14 protein-coding genes are annotated in these 16,299 nt (G+C 60.6%); 7 read left to right on the top strand and 7 right to left on the bottom strand.

The window, feature by feature from the left end:
• The first annotated feature begins 5 nt into the window (after positions 1–5).
• The 7 genes from V6R85_RS11305 to V6R85_RS11275 all read left to right on the top strand — a co-directional run bounded on the left by V6R85_RS11305 (position 6) and on the right by V6R85_RS11275 (position 8,796).
• On the top strand, positions 6–902 hold the full coding sequence (locus V6R85_RS11305; RefSeq protein WP_111833869.1) for an NmrA family NAD(P)-binding protein: 897 nt from the start codon (positions 6–8) through the stop codon (positions 900–902).
• Positions 893–2,077: an LLM class flavin-dependent oxidoreductase gene (locus tag V6R85_RS11300; protein WP_111833868.1), complete on the top strand. Its 1,185-nt coding sequence runs from the start codon at positions 893–895 to the stop codon at positions 2,075–2,077. The genes V6R85_RS11305 and V6R85_RS11300 overlap by 10 nt, the downstream gene beginning before the upstream one ends.
• A gap of 91 nt (positions 2,078–2,168) precedes the next feature.
• The gene (locus tag V6R85_RS11295) at positions 2,169–3,368 is read left to right on the top strand and encodes a M20 aminoacylase family protein (protein WP_087745744.1); all 1,200 of its coding nucleotides are present in this window, start codon (positions 2,169–2,171) and stop codon (positions 3,366–3,368) included.
• A 35-nt stretch (positions 3,369–3,403) separates the two neighbouring features.
• Positions 3,404–4,993, top strand: a complete 1,590-nt coding sequence (locus V6R85_RS11290) for an ABC transporter substrate-binding protein (RefSeq protein WP_111833867.1) — start codon at positions 3,404–3,406, stop codon at positions 4,991–4,993.
• A gap of 418 nt (positions 4,994–5,411) precedes the next feature.
• Positions 5,412–5,762, top strand: coding sequence for a DUF3088 domain-containing protein (locus tag V6R85_RS11285; protein WP_003506929.1), 351 nt, complete (start codon positions 5,412–5,414; stop codon positions 5,760–5,762).
• A gap of 40 nt (positions 5,763–5,802) precedes the next feature.
• Positions 5,803–7,398 carry an ABC transporter substrate-binding protein gene (locus tag V6R85_RS11280; protein WP_111833866.1) on the top strand — a complete coding sequence of 532 codons (1,596 nt, stop codon included), beginning with the start codon at positions 5,803–5,805 and terminating at the stop codon, positions 7,396–7,398.
• Between the two features lie 45 nt (positions 7,399–7,443).
• Complete coding sequence (locus V6R85_RS11275) at positions 7,444–8,796, top strand: LLM class flavin-dependent oxidoreductase (protein WP_111833865.1); 1,353 nt, start codon at positions 7,444–7,446, stop codon at positions 8,794–8,796.
• A 16-nt stretch (positions 8,797–8,812) separates the two neighbouring features.
• Here the strand turns inward: V6R85_RS11275 and V6R85_RS11270 are convergent, their stop codons facing one another.
• The 7 genes from V6R85_RS11270 to V6R85_RS11240 all read right to left on the bottom strand — a co-directional run bounded on the left by V6R85_RS11270 (position 8,813) and on the right by V6R85_RS11240 (position 16,095).
• Positions 8,813–9,784, bottom strand: a complete 972-nt coding sequence (locus tag V6R85_RS11270; protein WP_111833864.1) for a LysR substrate-binding domain-containing protein — start codon at positions 9,782–9,784, stop codon at positions 8,813–8,815.
• Positions 9,785–9,821: 37 nt separating this feature from the next.
• Positions 9,822–11,060 carry an acyl-CoA dehydrogenase family protein gene (locus V6R85_RS11265; RefSeq protein ID WP_111833863.1) on the bottom strand — a complete coding sequence of 413 codons (1,239 nt, stop codon included), beginning with the start codon at positions 11,058–11,060 and terminating at the stop codon, positions 9,822–9,824.
• 71 nt (positions 11,061–11,131) lie between these two features.
• Entirely contained in the window at positions 11,132–12,187 is a 1,056-nt protein-coding gene (locus tag V6R85_RS11260) for an aldo/keto reductase (protein WP_060724862.1), read from the bottom strand.
• 18 nt (positions 12,188–12,205) lie between these two features.
• Positions 12,206–13,141: an ABC transporter ATP-binding protein gene (locus V6R85_RS11255; RefSeq protein WP_003506918.1), complete on the bottom strand. Its 936-nt coding sequence runs from the start codon at positions 13,139–13,141 to the stop codon at positions 12,206–12,208.
• The gene (locus tag V6R85_RS11250; protein WP_111833862.1) at positions 13,119–14,117 is read right to left on the bottom strand and encodes an ABC transporter ATP-binding protein; all 999 of its coding nucleotides are present in this window, start codon (positions 14,115–14,117) and stop codon (positions 13,119–13,121) included. Before V6R85_RS11250 ends, V6R85_RS11255 begins: the two co-directional genes overlap by 23 nt.
• Positions 14,114–15,109 carry an ABC transporter permease gene (locus tag V6R85_RS11245; protein ID WP_111791662.1) on the bottom strand — a complete coding sequence of 332 codons (996 nt, stop codon included), beginning with the start codon at positions 15,107–15,109 and terminating at the stop codon, positions 14,114–14,116. Before V6R85_RS11245 ends, V6R85_RS11250 begins: the two co-directional genes overlap by 4 nt.
• Complete coding sequence (locus tag V6R85_RS11240) at positions 15,106–16,095, bottom strand: ABC transporter permease (protein ID WP_020808993.1); 990 nt, start codon at positions 16,093–16,095, stop codon at positions 15,106–15,108. Before V6R85_RS11240 ends, V6R85_RS11245 begins: the two co-directional genes overlap by 4 nt.
• Between the last annotated feature and the right edge of the window lie 204 nt (positions 16,096–16,299).

Genomic DNA, 16,299 nt, shown 5'->3' with positions numbered 1-16,299 from the left:
GAGCCATGGCATCCACCATTCTTGTGACAGGTGCAACCGGCAAGCTCGGGCAACGGGTCGTCAGCCGTCTTTTGCAAAATCACGCAGAGGTTCGCGTGCTGACCCGCCGGCGAGAAGATGCGCTGAAGCTCTGGGGCGACAGGGTCGATATTTCGGAAGGCAATTTTTCCGATCCTGCCAGCCTGAAAGAAGCTGTGCGGGGAATAGACCGGTTGTTCCTGCTTTCCCCCATCGGAGAGACGCTGGCGGCGGACCAGAAGGCGGTCATCGATGCCGCTCTTTCCGCCGGTGTGTCGCGGATCGTGAAAATATCCGGTTCCGACTGGACCATTAAAAATGCCGCACGCTCCATTTCGGGGGCGGCCCATGCAGAGGTGGAACAGCATCTGGCCGCAAGCGGCATCGCGCATGCGGTGCTGCGGCCGAACGCCTGGATGCAGGTTGCGCTGGAGCCCGTTGTCGCCGCGCTGCGCAAGGGGGAGGATGTGCCCGCCCGCTTTGGCGATGCGGCCGTCTCCTTCATTGATGCCGATGATATTGCCGATGTCGCCGTTCACGCCCTGACATCAAGCGCGCCGGTTTCCGGTACTTTTGTGCTGACTGGCGGCGAAGCCCTGACGGCGCTGGAAATCGCCCGCATCGCGGCGCGTATCCTGCATCGCCCTGTCGGGATTTCCCATCATGCCGCCCCGGCCCTTCCGCCCCATCTCGGTGCGTTTGAACAGACGGCGATCGGTGAATTCGGAGAGCTCATCCGCGAAGGTCTCGCCGCATCGGTCACCGATACCATCCACCAGATTACGGACCGGCTGCCCCGCGGCGTCGAAGATTATCTGCGCGCCCGGCTGGCGGCGACCGCCCCGCAGGGCGGCAATTCCGAGGGAGAAAAGACATGGCGCTGACTGTTCCATTGCCCGAAGGTCCCGAGCTGAAAGGTCTTGAACTGAAAAGCCCGGCCGATTTCGACGACAGCCCGCTCAGCCGCGCGGCGAAGCAGCCGCTGATGCTGGGCCTGTTCCTCAATCTGCAGGACATCAATTTCTCCAGCCTGCCGACCAGCAACAGCTGGACCTTCGATTACAACGTCGAACTGGTGAAGCGTGCGGAAGAGCTTGGTTTCGAAATTGCTTTCAGCCGAACGCAATGGCTGCCCAAGGGTGGTTATGATGGCGAATCCTCGCTCGACAGCTTCATTGCGCTCGGCGCCATGGCGGCGGTCACGAAGAGCATTTTGCTGATCTCCACCATCCATGTGCTCTATGGGCCTCTGCATCCGCTGCATCTCGCCAAATATGGCGCGACGCTGGATCACATTGCCAAAGGACGATGGGGCATCAACATCGTCACCGGCCACCGCGCCGTTGAGCATGAAATGTTCGGCTGGCAGCGCATCGACCATGACAAGCGTTACGATATGGCCGGAGAATTGTTCGATGTGCTTCATCGCCTGTGGGGCGAAACAGAAAACTTCTCCTATGAAGGCAAGCTCAATCCCTGGGCGATCAACAATGGCTGGATCACGCCGAAGCCCGCCTTTGGCCGCCCGCCGCTGGTGACGGCGACCGGTTCGCCCGCTGGTATCGATTTCGCCGCCCGTCATTCCGATCTGGTTTTCGTCACCTCGCCAGGTGGTGCGCATATAGACAGTGCGCTCGAAACGCTTCCCGATCATGTCGCCACCGTCAAGAACCGCGCCAAAGCCTATGGCCGGCAGGTGAAGACGATCATCAATCCGATCATCGTCAGCCGCGACACGAAGAAGGAAGCGATAGCCTATGCCGATGCCATCGAGGCCGGAAAACCGCAGCCCGGCACCCGCGCCTTCGCCACCAATAATTATGACAGCGATGCCCATGCCTGGCGCGGACGCGGCGATGCGCGCCACAAGCAGGGGCGCAATCTCGGCGGTAATATCGAAATCATCGGTTCGCCCGAGCAGGTGGTCGAGCAGCTTGTCGGTCTGAAAAAGGCAGGGATCGATGGCGTTCAGCTCAATTTCTACGATTTCCGCGAAGACCTCGACTATTTCGCCGAGCGCATTCTGCCCTTGATGAAGGAGGCTGGCCTGAGGCTCTGACGTCTTTCCAGCCCTGATTTTCCATATCCGAAGCCAACCCTTCGCAATCGCCCGATTGCGAAAACGATATTTTTTGCCCTGAGGAGATACCGTGAATATCGCCGTCGATCCCATCAAAACGCCTGCTCCTAAAATCCTTGATCGGATCGGGACTTATGTTCCCGAACTTGTCTCCATCCGCCACGATCTGCACCAGCATCCCGAAATCGGTTTCGAGGAGGTGCGCACTTCCGGCATCGTCGCCGAAAAGCTCGCTTCCTGGGGCATCGAGGTCCATCGCGGTTATGGCAAGACCGGTGTGGTCGGTGTGTTGCGCGGCCGGCATGCAGGCAACCGCTCCATCGGGCTGCGGGCCGATATGGATGCCCTGCCGATGCCGGAGGAAACCGGTCTGCCCTATGCGTCCGTCTATCCCGGAAAGTTCCACGGCTGCGGGCATGATGTGCACACCACCATCCTGCTCGGCACCGCCCGCTATCTGGCGGAAACCCGGGATTTTGCCGGTACGGTGGTGTTCATTTTCCAGCCGGCCGAGGAAGGGCTGGGCGGCGCACGCGCCATGATTGCCGACGGGCTGTTCAAGGATTTTCCCGTTGACGAGATTTACGGGCTGCACAATTCCACCCATGCCGCGCCCAATCACCTGAAGGTTTCGCCGGGCACCATTCTGGCAGGAGCGGATTTCTTCGATATCCGGTTGAAGGGCAGGGGCGCTCACGCTGCGCATCCCGATGTCTCTCGCGACCCGGTTCCGGCGACGGGCGAACTGATCCAGGCGCTGCAGACCATTGTCAGCCGAAACGTGTCGCCGACCGATCCCGCCGTGTTGTCGATCACGCGTATCGAGGCGGGATCAGCCTATAATGTCATTCCCGAAACGGCGGCGATTGCCGGGACGGTGCGGGCCTTCTCCGACAGCGTGCGCGAAACCATAAGGCAGCGCATCCGCACCATCTCGGATCACGTTGCTGCCGCCCATGGCCTTACCGCCGAGGTGGAGATTCGCGACATATTCTCGGTCCTGACCAATGATGACGCATCGGTGGATATCGTCGCCGGCGTGGCGCGCGAGGTTTTGGGAGATGAGCGCGTTTCCACGGAACCCGGCCGCTTCATGGGCAGCGAGGATTTCGCCGATCTCCTGAAACACGCACCCGGCGCATTTTTCACCCTCGGTCATTCCGGCACCGTGCCCGCCCATAATCCTGGTTTTATCGTTGACGACGACATCCTGCCCGTCGGCGCCACCTTGTTTGCCCGGCTGGTGGAGACCCGGCTGAAGGCTGCCTGAAAATTTTAAAAACAAGTCTGCAAGAGGAAACATCCATGGATATTACAAGACGTAAGACATTGCTTCTGAGTGCTGCCCTTGCCGGGGCCATGCTCCTGCCGTCCTTGCCGGTGCTGGCGGCGGAAACGCCGAAGAAAGGCGGGATCGTTACTCTTGCAGGCCTTGGCGAGCCGACGACGCTGGTGCCGCTTTCCGATTCCAACACACGAACCCGCGCCATCTCCACGAAAATCCTCGAAGGACTGGTACGGTTCGACAGCGAATTCAAACCGCATCCGGTTCTGGCCGAAAGCTGGGAAACATCAGCCGATGGGCTGCGCTACACTTTCAAGCTGCGCAAGAGCGTCAAATGGCATGATGGCAAGGATTTCACGTCGCAGGACGTCAAATTTTCCCTGCTGGCCTTCAAGAAGGTTGGCCCGCGCGGACGCATCACCTTTGCCAATGTTGTCGATATCGAAACGCCCGATCCACTGACGGCCGTGGTGGTGCTTTCCAAACCCGCACCCTATCTCTTGAGGGCGCTGACGGGCGGCGAAACGCCCATTCTGCCGGCTCATGCCTATACCTCGGAAAAATACAATGAGAGCCCGAACGGCAACGCGCCTGTCGGCACCGGCCCCTTCGTGTTTGAGGAATGGAAACGCGGCAGCTATGTGAAGCTGAAGAAGAACCCGAATTACTGGCAGGCCGATCTGCCCTATCTCGACGGTTTCGTGGCGCGCTTCGTCGCCGATGCGGCCTCCACCACCATTTCGGTCGAAACCGGTGAGGCGGATTACACCGCCGATGTCTCCTACAGCGATCTGGAGCGGTTGCGGCAGAATCCGAAACTTGCGGTGGAGGTCTATACCGACGCCTATCTCAACAATGCCGCCATATTCGAGTTCAATCTGGAGAACCCGATCCTCGCGAAGAAGGAAGTCCGGCAGGCACTGGCCCATGCCATTGATCGCGATTTCATCAACGATGCCATCTTTTTCGGTACGGCCAAACCAGCCGGTTCAAACATCCCGGCGGTCTTCACTGCCTATAATGACGAAAAGCCCTTCACCTATCCCTTTGACCTCGCCAAAGCGAATGAGTTGCTGGACAAGGCCGGTTATCCGAAGGGCGCGGATGGCACCCGCTTTTCGCTGCGGCTTGCCTTCCTGCCGTCAGACGTCTTCCGCAAGACCTCCGAATATCTGCGTTCATCCTTCGGCAAACTGGGCGTGAAGGTGGATATCGTCGAAGGCGATCTCGCCACCTTCATCAAGCGCGTTTATACGGAGCGCGGTTTTGACCTGACGGTGAACGGCATCAGCCGGCTGTTCGATCCGACGGCGGGCGTGCAGCGCCTCTACTGGTCCGACGGCATCAAGAACCCCGCTCCCTATGTCAACGCCGCCCACTACAACAACCCCAAGGTGGATGATCTCTTCCGTGCTGCTGCCATCGAGGTGGATGAAACGAAGCGGGCCGGGCAGTTCCACGACATCCAGAAAATCACCGGGGACGATCTGCCGAATTTCTCGATCGTCGCCCTGCCGACAGTCATTTTACGCAACACCAGTCTGCAGTCGCTCGTGACGACCATCGACATTGCCTATGGGGATCTGGCGACGGCCTGGAAGAAGGAGTGAGCGTTTTCATCCAACTCCGTCACCCCGGACTGGATCCGGGATTCAGCGCGCTCAAGTCCTTGATCGCGAGAGACTTTCTTCACGGCACAGGCGCGCCGTGGCTGGATGCCGGGTCAAGCCTGGCATGACGGAAGAGGGGGTCTGCGATCATCAACATTAACCCGGCAATTCTGCCGGGTTTTTTATTGTCGAAATTCGCCCTCCATCCTTTTTGCGCCTTCGCGCGGCACGCCCGTTTTCGAGAAAAACTTTGCGCATGAAACATGTCGGCCGAAACGGCGATGTCACCAGTGGAAATTTCGAAAAAATAAGTTTCATCAATAATTTAGCGCAAAGGAATTCTTCGTCTCAAAGCAAGAATTGCTTTCTGGACCCACGCTTTGGCCGCCTGCACTGTGCGCTGGAAATCTCACCGCAAATGATGGACGCCATGGCCAAGGATACGCTTTTTTTGATCGCCCCCGGTTTTGAGGACCCAAAGCACCCCGGTGTCCGCTTCGTCTGCCCGCATTGTAACCAGATCGAAGGCCTGCTTGCCGCCTTTCCGGATCTTGCCGCCGGCATCGATATCCACCGAGTCGATTTTCAGCGCCCGCGCGAGGCGGTCATCGCCGCCGTGGGTGAGGAAAACCAGTCGCTGCCGCTGCTCATCTTTGCTGGGGATGCACCCGGTGACGCGACCGCAAGGGGCGACACGCACTTCATTCAGGACACCAAACGTATTTTGCAAATCCTCGCCGAGCGCCACGGGTTCCCGCAGCTGCATTGAGCTGCCGCACCCCGCACATCGGATTTTTTAGGAGACAGACATGACCTTTTCCAGACGCCAGTTTCATAAAATTGCACTCGCCGCCGGCGCTTTCGTGGCGCTTCCCGGCGGTTCTTTCGCCGCTGCCGAAGAGCCCGTTTCGGGCGGCACGCTCAAGATCGTCTATTTTCCGGAGCCGACGCAGCTCGTGGCGATCAATACCAGCGCGGGTGGCCCGCAGTTCATCGGTTCGAAGATTTATGACGGGCTTTTGACTTACGATTACGAACTTTCGCCCAAGCCGAGCCTTGCCAGGGAATGGAGCGTTTCGGCCGACGGGCTGGAATATGTCTTTCACCTGCAGCCAAAGGCGAAATTCCATGATGGCAAACCGGTGACATCGGCGGATGTGGCATTTTCCATCCTGCGGCTGAAGGAGGCCCATCCGCGTGGCCGGGCGACTTTCGCAAATGTCGAGAGCGTCGATACATCCGATCCGCTGGTTGCGAAGGTGAAACTTTCCAAGCCGGCGCCGGGCCTGATCACGGCGCTCGCCTCCTCGGAATCACCTGTTGTGCCGAAGCACATCTTCGAGACCTTCAAACCGACTGATAATCCGAAGCGGGCGCAGATCATCGGCAGCGGTCCCTTCGTGCTGAAGGAATGGGTGCCGGGCAGCCATATTCTGCTGGAGAAAAATGCCGATTACTGGGATGCACCGCGCCCTTATCTCGACCGCGTCATCATCCGCCTCATCAATGATGCGGGCGCGCGCGCGGCGGCGCTGGAAACCGGGGAAGGCGACATTGGCCCCAACCCGGTGGCTCTTGCCGATCTGGAACGGCTGAAATCCATCCCGACGCTGAAAGTGGATGACCGCATCTATGCCTATGCCGGCCAGCAGAACCAGCTGGTGATCAATCTTGAGAACGAATATCTGAAGGAATTGAAGGTCAGGCAGGCGATTGCCCATGCCATTGATGTTCCGGCGCTCATCGATACCGTGCTTTACGGTTATGCCGTGCCGTCGCCGACGCCGATCAGCCCCGGCCTTGCGAAGTTCCACAATTCCGACATCGGTTTTGCCAAATTCGATATAGCGCTGGCGGAAAAACTGCTGGATGAGGCAGGCTTTCCGCGCAAGGACGGCGGCAAGCGCTTCAAGCTCAGGGTCACCACCAACCCGTTCAATCCGCAGACCTATTCGGATTTCATCGCGCAGGCGCTGTCGAAGATTGGCATCGAGGCGGATATCCAGAAGTTCGATTTCGGCACCTATGTGAAGGTCGTTTATACCGACCGCGCCTGGGATCTTTCGGTGGAATCCCTCTCCAATACCTTCGATCCGACGGCCGGCGTGCAGCGCGTCTACTGGAGCAAGAATTTCAAGATCGGCCTGCCGTTCTCCAATGCCAGCCATTACGCCAATCCGGAAGTCGACCGGCTGCTGGAAGCGGCGGCGGTGGAGCCTGACATCGAGAAGCGCGCCGCCTTCTTCAAGGAATTTCAGGCCGTTGTCGCCAAGGATCTTCCCGTCATCAATCTGGTCTCACCCATCCAGCCGGTCGTCGGCAGCGTTCGCATCAAGGATTATGCGACCGGGGCGGAGGGGCTGAGCGGCAATCTCGCCAAGGCCTGGGTGACGAAGGAGGCGTGAGCCTCCTCACCTTTCGGTTCGTAGAGCGAAGAAGAGGTCATTTCCATGAGCAGAAAATCCGAAAAGCTGGTTCTCAATGCGTTCATCTATCCGGGCGGACACCATGAGGCGGCCTGGCGGCATCCGGACTCGGAGCCCCACCGCGTCACCGACATAAAGCTCTATCAGGATATTGCCCGCAAGGCCGAGGCAGCAAAGCTGGACGCCATCTTCTTTGCCGATGCGCCGGTGCTGGACGCCAATATCCGCTATGCCGCCCGCCACCGGCTGGAGCCTATCACCATGCTTTCGGCTCTCGCCGCCGTCACGGAAAAAATCGGCTTCATCGCCACGGCGTCCACTACCTATTATGAGCCGTATAATCTCGCCCGGCTGTTCGCTTCGGTCGATCATATCAGCGGCGGCCGCGTGGGCTGGAACATCGTGACGACTTCGGCCGATGCTGCGGCCGGCAACTTTAACCTCCAGAAGCACCCGCCGCATGCCGATCGATACCGTCAGGCCATTGAATTTGTCGACGTGGTGACGAAGCTATGGGATAGCTGGGAAGATGACGCCATCGTCGCAGACAAGGAGAGCGGTCTGTTTGCCGAGACCGACCGCATCCATCCCGCCAATCACGACGGCGAATTTTACCGGGTGCGCGGCGCGCTGAACGTGCCCCGTTCACCGCAGGGACGGCCGGTTTACGTGCAGGCCGGCTCTTCGGAGGAAGGGCGCGGCTTTGCCGCCCATTATGCCGAAGCGATCTTTACCGCGCATCAGACTCTGGAGAGTGCGCGGTCTTTTTACTCCGATATCAAGCGGCGGGTTGCAGCCACCGGGCGCAACCCCGCCCATGTGAAAATCCTGCCGGGCATCAGCCCCTTCATCGCCTCCACGGAAGAGGAGGCGCGCAAGCTGGAGGCTTCGTTCAACGATCTCATCCAGCCGGCCTTTTCGCTCAAGCAATTGCAGCGCATCACCGGCATCGATCTCTCATCCGCCGATCTCGACAAGCCTTTGCCGAAAGAGGCCGTCGAGGCGACGCGGGCGCAGGCGGATAGCAGCCGCCATCAACTGGTTCTCGACGTCATCGACAGGGAGAACCCGACGATCCGGCAATTGCTGCACCGGCTTGCCGGCGGACGCGGGCACAAGGTGATTTCCGGAACGCCGGAACAGGTGGCGGATTGGATAGAAACCTGGTTCCGTGAGGGCGCGGCCGACGGCTTCAACATCATGCCGCCCTGGCTGAACGGCGGGTTCGATATCTTCGTGGGCGAGGTGGTTCCGATCCTGAAACGGCGTGGTCTGTTCCGCGAGGAATATGAGGGTGATACGCTGCGTGACCACTATGGCCTGCCCCGACCGGAGAACATTTACGCGGCCAGAGAGTTGCAAAGGGAACGCGCCTGAGGTGGGACGGGCGTGTTCAGGCGGCGGCCTCAAGAGAGTGCATATCCTCGCGCAACAAAGCGAGTAGAGATGCAACCTCCGGCAGCCGCCGCCTGTCAGGACTGGTCAACAGGTGATAACGGCTGGCGGTCGGCTGTGGCGCGCCGAAGGGGGCGATCAGGCGCCCGGTTTTCAGGTCTTCGGAAATCAGCGAGTGACGCACAAGACCGATGCCGTGGCCAGATGAGATCGCTTCTATCAGTGCGGTCTGGCGTGAAAAACGCGGACCCGTCGCCGAAATCCTGAGTGGAATGCGGCAGGCGCGAAGCCAGTTTGCCCATTCGAATGCCGGGTCCAGACCATTGCCCCGCAGCATCGCAAAACCGAGATCCCGCAATCGCTCCGGTTCGCCTGCAAGCCCATGGCGGGTCGCGAAATCCGTCGTGCAGACGGCGCTGACCGTATCGGTGAAAAGTGGCTCATGGATGAAACCGGGAATTTGCACCGGGGTAGCGACGATCGCGCAATCGGCATCGAAATGGGTGAGGTCGATGGTTTCACCATCAAGGGATTCGATGGAAAGCTCGACGTCTCCCAGCGCCGGAACGATATTTCCTAGCCGCGGCGCCAGCCAGCGGGCGGCAAAGCAGCCCTCGGCCAGAACCTTCAGCTGCGGTCGGGCGTTCGAAACCATCAGGTCGGAAAGGCTGCCGATCATGGTCTCGAAGGCATCCGCAAGGCCGGGATAAAGCGCGCTGCCGGCATCAGTCAGCAGCAACTCTCCGCGCTGGCGGCTGAAAAGCGGCTGACCGAGATGGGTTTCGAGAATGCGGACCTGCTGGCCGATGGCAGCGGTCGAAACATGCAGTTCTTCCGCCGCCCGCGAAAAGCTGGCGTGGCGGGCGGCCACGACAAAGGCGCGCAAAGCCGTCAGCGGCGGCAGCCGGGAAAGTGTCGGCAGGCGAAAAGCCGTCCGGCTCCCGGCGGGAGCGACAAACTCCGTTCTCATTGCTGATTCTCCATTGCCGCCTGTATCCTCCGCATGGTCAGAATACCCGGCCTTCCCTAAGGTGCGTCGTGGTGCCGTTGAGGTAATAGTCACCGATCACGCGCGCCTTGTGGGCAAGCGGATTGTGGTTGTAGACCGTGCGGATGTTGCGCCAGTGACGGTCGAAATTCCACTCGCTTGACGTCGCCGAGCCGCCGCCGAGTTCGTAGAGATTGGTGGCGACCGTCAGCGAAAGCTGCGAGGCGATGATCTGGGTGCGGGCGGTGGCGAGCGAGCCTTCCAGCAGGGCTGCCTCTATGGCCTCTTCGTCGCCGGTGGCAAACGCGATGGCGGTGCGGTCGAGCGTCCTGGCCGCTTCGCGGATCAGGGTCTTGACGGCGAAAGCGCCGGCGCTGATTTCGCCGAGCATCTTCTGCACGAAGGGATCCTGATTGGCTGTTTCCGCGCTGCTGTGGAGCGTGGTGCGCGCCTGCCGCAAGACATAATCGACGCCGTCCTTGAGCGCGCCCTGAACGGCGCCGGCGGCGGAGGCGGCAAGGTGCAGCTGCCGCATGGCCGAGCTGTGGCGGCCGATCTGGCTGCCGAGCTTGCGGGTCGTCAACTCATGCGGCAACACTTCGACATTCTCAAGCAGGACGCCGCCGCTTGCCGTCATGCGCTGGCCCATGCTGTCCCAGTCATCGAGAATGGTGATGCCGGTGCGATCAAGCGGAATGAGCACGCCGATCGGCTGGCCGTCGTCACCGATGGCGCTGAAGGTGCCGAAATCGGCAAAGGCCGTGCCGGTCGCATACCATTTGCGGCCATTCAGGCGATAACGCTCGCCATCGGCGCTGAGACGCGTGGTGATTTCGCCGGGGCGCTTGGTGCCCTGTTCAGTGCTGGCGCCCGCGAAGAGCTTGCCGGCGAGAACATGTTCAAGATGCCGCCGGTCCTCCAGCTCGATGGGGGAGAGAGCGAGGTTCTCGGTGAAATTGAAATGGCTGCGAAGTGCGTGCGGAATATTGCTGTCGGCTTCGCCAAGGATCATCAGCACCTCGATGTAGTCCGCAATCGAGCCGCCCGGTCCGCCCTTGGCTTCGGGAACACGCAGCGTACCGATCTTCGCCTCCTTGATAAGGGCGAAGATGTCGAAGGGAAGTTCCCGCTGGCGTTCGCGACGGGCGGCATCCTTTGCCGCAATAGCCGCAATGTCCTTTGCCCGGGCCAGAATCTCGTCCCGGCTTGGCACGCCGGCATTGTCGGTGGTGGTTGTCTGCAGTTTCGGATTGGACATTGCGCTTTTCCCTGAGCGGATGTGAAGGCCTGCGGCGCGGTCGCGCCGCAGGCATTTGTACTTCTGGACGATCAGGCGACCGCGCGCGGCTTGAGCGCCGGGCGGTGTGCCGGTTCGAGATTGCGCGGCACGCGGCCTTCGACGGGGTGGCTCGGATCGTTGAAGCCCGGCGTCGAGGGATGGCCTGTCGTGACGAGGCTATCGATAAGCGCCTCATCTTCCGCATCGATCTTCACATCGAGCGCACGGACGTAACCGTCCCAATGCTCCTCGGTGCGCGGGCCGGTGATCGCGGCGGTGACGAACTTGTTGTTCAGCACCCAGGCGAGCGCAAAATCCGCCGCCGAAACGCCCTTCGATGCGGCATGGGCCGCGACCTTCTGGGCGATTTCGACCGATTCCGGACGCCATTCCGTTTCCAGAACACGCTTGTCGCCACGGCCGACGCGGGTATCGGCGCCCGGCTGTTCGCCCGGCTGATATTTGCCTGTCAGCACGCCGCGTGCGAGCGGTGAATAGGACACCACGCCAAGGCCATAATGGTTGGCGGCCGGCAGCTGTTCGGCTTCCGCCGTGCGGTTGACGATATTGTAGAGCGGCTGGCTGGCAACGGGCCGGTCGATGCCGAGCTGGTCGGCCAGATGCGAAATTTCAGCGATGCGCCAGCCGCGGAAATTCGACACGCCGAAGTAACGCAGCTTGCCTGCATGGATGAGATCGGCGATGGCGCGCACCGGCTCTTCCAGCGGCGCATCGAAGACGGCGCGGTGGAAATAGAGGATATCGATATAGTCGGTGTTGAGACGGCGCAGCGAATTCTCGACGGTCTCGATCACCCACTTCCGGGAATGCCCACCGAGGTTGGGGCCCTTGGTGTGGGAATTGACGAATTTCGTTGCCAGAACCCAGTGATCGCGATTGGCCTTGATGCCGCGGCCGACGACTTCTTCCGACTTGCCGTCGTGATAGACATCAGCTGTGTCGATGAAGTTGATGCCCTGCTCGCGCGCCTTGTCGATGATGCGGAAGGCCACGTCATCCGGCGTCGGGCCTCCGAACATCATCGTGCCGAGGCTCAGCGGTGACACTTTCAGCGCGCTGCGTCCGAGATAGCGATAGTCGACCATTATGGTTGCTCCTTCAGTTTATTGGGCATGGTGGCAGGCCACGGCGTGGTTCTTGCCGAAGAGGGTGTAATCCGGCGCTTTTTCGCGACAGAGATCGGTGGCGAGCGGGCAGCGGGTGTGAAACCGGCAGCCGGATGGCGGATCGTGCGGGCTCGGCAGATCGCCGGAAATGGGGGCTGCCTGCTTGCGGCGCGCGGGATCGGGAACGGCTGCGAGAAGCGCGCGGGTATAGGGGTGTTTGGGTGAGGCCCAGAGTTCCGATGTCGGTGCGCTTTCCACGATCTTGCCAAGATACATGACCAGCACGCGGTCGGAGAAATAACGCACCACGGACAGATCGTGGGAAACGAAGAGATAGGAGAGCGAAAGCCGCTTCTTCATCTCCACCAGAAGGTTGAGAATCTGCGCCTGTATCGACAGATCGAGCGCTGAAACCGGCTCGTCGCAGACCACCAGTTCCGGTTCCAGAACCAGCGCGCGGGCAATGCCGATGCGCTGGCGCTGGCCGCCGGAAAATTCATGCGGATACCGGTCGAGCGAATCCGCCGGCAGACCGACCTGCGTGACGATGGCTTCGACGATTTCCCGCTGGCGCGCCCGGTCTCCGATACCGTGCACCTTCAGCGGCCCGGTCAGAATGGTGCGCACGGTCTGGCGCGGGTTGAGCGAGGCGAAGGGGTCCTGAAAGATCATCTGGATGCGGCGGCGGATGCCGCGCAGTTCGGACGATGTCATTGCCGTGACGTCGGCGCCCTTGAAGGTGATCCGGCCGGAAGATGGCTCAACCAGACGCATCAGCGACTTGCCGAGCGAAGACTTGCCGCAGCCGGATTCGCCCACCAGCGCGACGGTTTCGCCAGCCTCGATATCGAGCGAGACGTCATCGACGGCGCGCACGGTGCCGCGCCCTCCCGAATAGTGGGTGGACAGGCTATGCACTGACAAGAGCGCCATCGGGCACCTCCTGGGATGTGGGAGCAACGAAGGGGCAGGCAGCGTAACGGCCTTCCGAAACCTGCCTCAGCGGCGGTACGAATTGCCCGCAAAAGCCGCGGGCGCTCGGACAGCGCGGTCGGAAGGCGCAGCCGCGTTCCCCCGTGGCGGAAACGATGGAGCCTGGAATTTCAATGAGCGGCCCATCGCGATAATGCTGGCCGTCTTCCGCGCGCGGCGAGGCGGCAAGCAGGCCGCGCGTATAGGGATGGTAGGGATTGGAGAAAACCGGTTCCGGCAATCCCTCTTCCACCTTGCGGCCGGCATACATGACCATCACCCGGTCCGCCCATTGCGCCACGATGCCGAGATCGTGGGTGATGAGAATGACGGCCATGTTGAGATCGCGGCGCAGATTGTCGAGCAGTTGCAGGATTTGCGCCTGTATCGTCACGTCGAGCGCCGTCGTTGCCTCGTCGGCGATCAGCAGTTTCGGATTGCAGGCGACGCCGATGGCGATCATGACACGCTGGCGCATGCCGCCGGAAAGCTGGTGCGGATAATCATCCACACGGCGGGGGGCATCGGGAATATTGACCAGTTCCAGAAGCTCGATGGCACGTTTGCGCGCCTGGTGCCGGTCGATCTTTTCGTGGATGCGCAGTACCTCGATGATCTGCTCGCCGACCGTCAAAACCGGGTTCAGTGAGGTCATCGGCTCCTGAAAGATCATGCCGATATCGCGGCCGCGAATGCCGCGCCATTGCCGCTCGGAAAGCGGTAGCAGCTCGCGGCCTTCGAGCAGAACCCGCCCGCCGGTCTTGGCGTGTGATGGCAGGAGGCCGATCAGGCCGAGCGCTGTCAGGGATTTACCGGAGCCGCTTTCGCCGACGATTGCCAGCATCTCGCCCGGGCTGACATCGAAACTGACGCCTTTGACAGGCTGGGCCGAGCCGAAGCTGACGGACAGATCATGGACTTCAATCAGTTTGCTCATCGGCGTTCCTCCGAAAAGCGGGGGTTGAGCGCATCGTTGAGACCGTCGCTGATGAGGTTCAGCGAAATGACGGTGAAGACGATGGCAAGGCCGGGAAGGGCGGTCAGGTACCAGGCGGTGCGGATGACATCGCGGCCGGACCCGATCATCGATCCCCAGGAGACGCGGTTGGGATCGCCAAGCCCCATGAAGGAAAGGGCTGCTTCCATGAGGATTGCACCCGCCACCATGACGGAGGAAGTGACGATAATAGGCGGCAGCGCGTTGGGCAGGATTTCCTGAAAGACGATCCGCGCATGGCCGTAACCGAGGCTGCGGGCGGCGAGCACATAGTCCTTTTCGCGGATGGCGCGGAATTCCGCGCGGGTAAGGCGTGCCACCAGCGGCCATGTGATGATGCCGATAGCCGATGTGACCGTGGTGACGGAGGGCTGGGCGATGGCGACGAGCACGACGAGCAGCACGAAGTTCGGCAGGGTCTGGAAGATTTCGATCAGCTTCACGAGAATATCGTCGATGACGCCACCGAAATAACCGGCGAAGGCGCCGACGGCGATGCCGATGGTGAGCCCGATCAACGTCGCCACGACGCCGACGGTGAGCGAGATACGCGCGCCATGCACGATGCCGGCCAGAACATCCCGGCCCATGGAATCGGTGCCGAGCGGATAGGCGGCATTCTGGCCGGGCCAGAGGAACGGGCGGGCCACCATTTCCAAGGGATCACCGGGATAGATCAAGGGGGCGATCAGTGCGGTGATGATGACGGTGGCGAGAAACAGCAGGCCGACGATGGCGTTGGGATTGGTGAGGAAAATCTTCAGTTCCCGCCGCAGGCCGCGCCGCGGCACGGAGACGGAGCGGGCCGAAAGCGCATCCGGTGCGTGGATATAGGGCCAGACCTTTTCTTCCGGCTTTTTCGGTTTGGGATTGGTCTCTCCAGTGCCGAGTTCGGCCGTGTCGAGAACCGCTGACGTATGGGAGGAATTCATCGGCTTTCTCCGATGCGGGGATCAAGCCATGCCTGCAACAGGTCCACGGCCGCATTGACGATGATGACGACGAGGGAAGAGAGGAGCAGAATGCCGAGCAGCACGCTGAAATCGCGCGCCATGACGGCTTCGAAAGCTAGACGGCCAAGGCCGGGCCAGCTGAAGACGGTTTCAACCACGACAGCGCCGCCGAGCAGGCCGCCAATGTGCATGCCGGCCATGGTGGTGATGGGGATGAGCGCGTTGCGCAGGATATGGCGTGTGGTGAGCCTGATCGGCGAAACGCCCTTGGCGCGGGCCGTGCGCACATAATCCTGCGATTTCACTTCCAGCATCGCCGCGCGGGTGAGGCGGGCATAGATCGCCAGAAAATAAAGCGCCAGCGAAAGGGCGGGAAGAACGATGTAACGTAACCGGTCCAGCAGGGCGGAAAAACCGGTGAGGCTGCTGCCGATGGTGCTGTCGCCGCCCGAGGGAAGCCAGCCGAGCTTCACCGAAAAGGTCAGGATCAGCATCAGGCCGATCCAGAAGCCCGGCACGGAATAAAAGATCAGCGAGCCGATGGAAATGATCCGGTCCGGCAGCTTGCCTGAGAAAAGCGCCATGATGGAGCCGAGGAACACGCCCACGAAAATTGCTATGCCAAGCGCTGCTCCCATCAGCGCAAGCGTACCGGGCAGTCGCTGGCCGATGAGATCAGCAACCGGCATACCGTAACGGGGCGAAAAGCCGAGGCTGAACTGCGCGAGATTGCCGAGATAATTCATCAGCTGGTGCAGAACCGGCAGGTCCAGTCCGAAACGATTGCGGATTTCCGCCATGGTCTCGACCGTCGCCGAACCCGCTTCCGCGGCCAGCACATCGGCGGCATCGCCCGGCGCCAGCTGCAGCAGGAAAAAGTTCAGGATGACGATACCGAGAACCGTCGGAATGGCCTGAATGGCCACCCGCCTCGCCTGCGATAAAATCCTTTTCGAATTCGACATCGGCTCCAGTCCGTAAGCGTGAAATCAGGAAATCGGCCCCGCTGGGGCGTTGGTATTAGTTGACTAATTTTATGGAATTTGTCAAAGAGTAATAGAATTATTTTCTGAAATTTACGAAAATAAGCGCAATAAAGAAAAGATAATTCCTATTTATGAGAACGACTGGTTCTTCATGCCAAGCTCGCTCTCGTCTGCGGAACAAAC

The sequence above is a fragment of the Agrobacterium sp. CCNWLW32 genome (genome assembly GCF_037083425.1).
Classification (GTDB): Bacteria; Pseudomonadota; Alphaproteobacteria; order Rhizobiales; family Rhizobiaceae; genus Agrobacterium; species Agrobacterium radiobacter.
This window is presented reverse-complemented; position numbering and strand designations above follow the sequence as displayed.

Bases quoted from the DNA above. Each gene is read 5' to 3' on its own strand.
- V6R85_RS11305 (WP_111833869.1), top strand. From the start codon at position 6: ATGGCATCCACCATTCTTGTGACAGGTGCAACCGGCAAGCTCGGGCAA.
- V6R85_RS11300 (WP_111833868.1), top strand. From the start codon at position 893: ATGGCGCTGACTGTTCCATTGCCCGAAGGTCCCGAGCTGAAAGGTCTT.
- V6R85_RS11290 (WP_111833867.1), top strand. From the start codon at position 3,404: ATGGATATTACAAGACGTAAGACATTGCTTCTGAGTGCTGCCCTTGCC.
- V6R85_RS11285 (WP_003506929.1), top strand. From the start codon at position 5,412: ATGATGGACGCCATGGCCAAGGATACGCTTTTTTTGATCGCCCCCGGT.
- V6R85_RS11280 (WP_111833866.1), top strand. From the start codon at position 5,803: ATGACCTTTTCCAGACGCCAGTTTCATAAAATTGCACTCGCCGCCGGC.
- V6R85_RS11275 (WP_111833865.1), top strand. From the start codon at position 7,444: ATGAGCAGAAAATCCGAAAAGCTGGTTCTCAATGCGTTCATCTATCCG.
- V6R85_RS11270 (WP_111833864.1), bottom strand. From the start codon at position 9,784: ATGAGAACGGAGTTTGTCGCTCCCGCCGGGAGCCGGACGGCTTTTCGC.
- V6R85_RS11265 (WP_111833863.1), bottom strand. From the start codon at position 11,060: ATGTCCAATCCGAAACTGCAGACAACCACCACCGACAATGCCGGCGTG.
- V6R85_RS11260 (WP_060724862.1), bottom strand. From the start codon at position 12,187: ATGGTCGACTATCGCTATCTCGGACGCAGCGCGCTGAAAGTGTCACCG.
- V6R85_RS11255 (WP_003506918.1), bottom strand. From the start codon at position 13,141: ATGGCGCTCTTGTCAGTGCATAGCCTGTCCACCCACTATTCGGGAGGG.
- V6R85_RS11250 (WP_111833862.1), bottom strand. From the start codon at position 14,117: ATGAGCAAACTGATTGAAGTCCATGATCTGTCCGTCAGCTTCGGCTCG.
- V6R85_RS11245 (WP_111791662.1), bottom strand. From the start codon at position 15,109: ATGAATTCCTCCCATACGTCAGCGGTTCTCGACACGGCCGAACTCGGC.
- V6R85_RS11240 (WP_020808993.1), bottom strand. From the start codon at position 16,095: ATGTCGAATTCGAAAAGGATTTTATCGCAGGCGAGGCGGGTGGCCATT.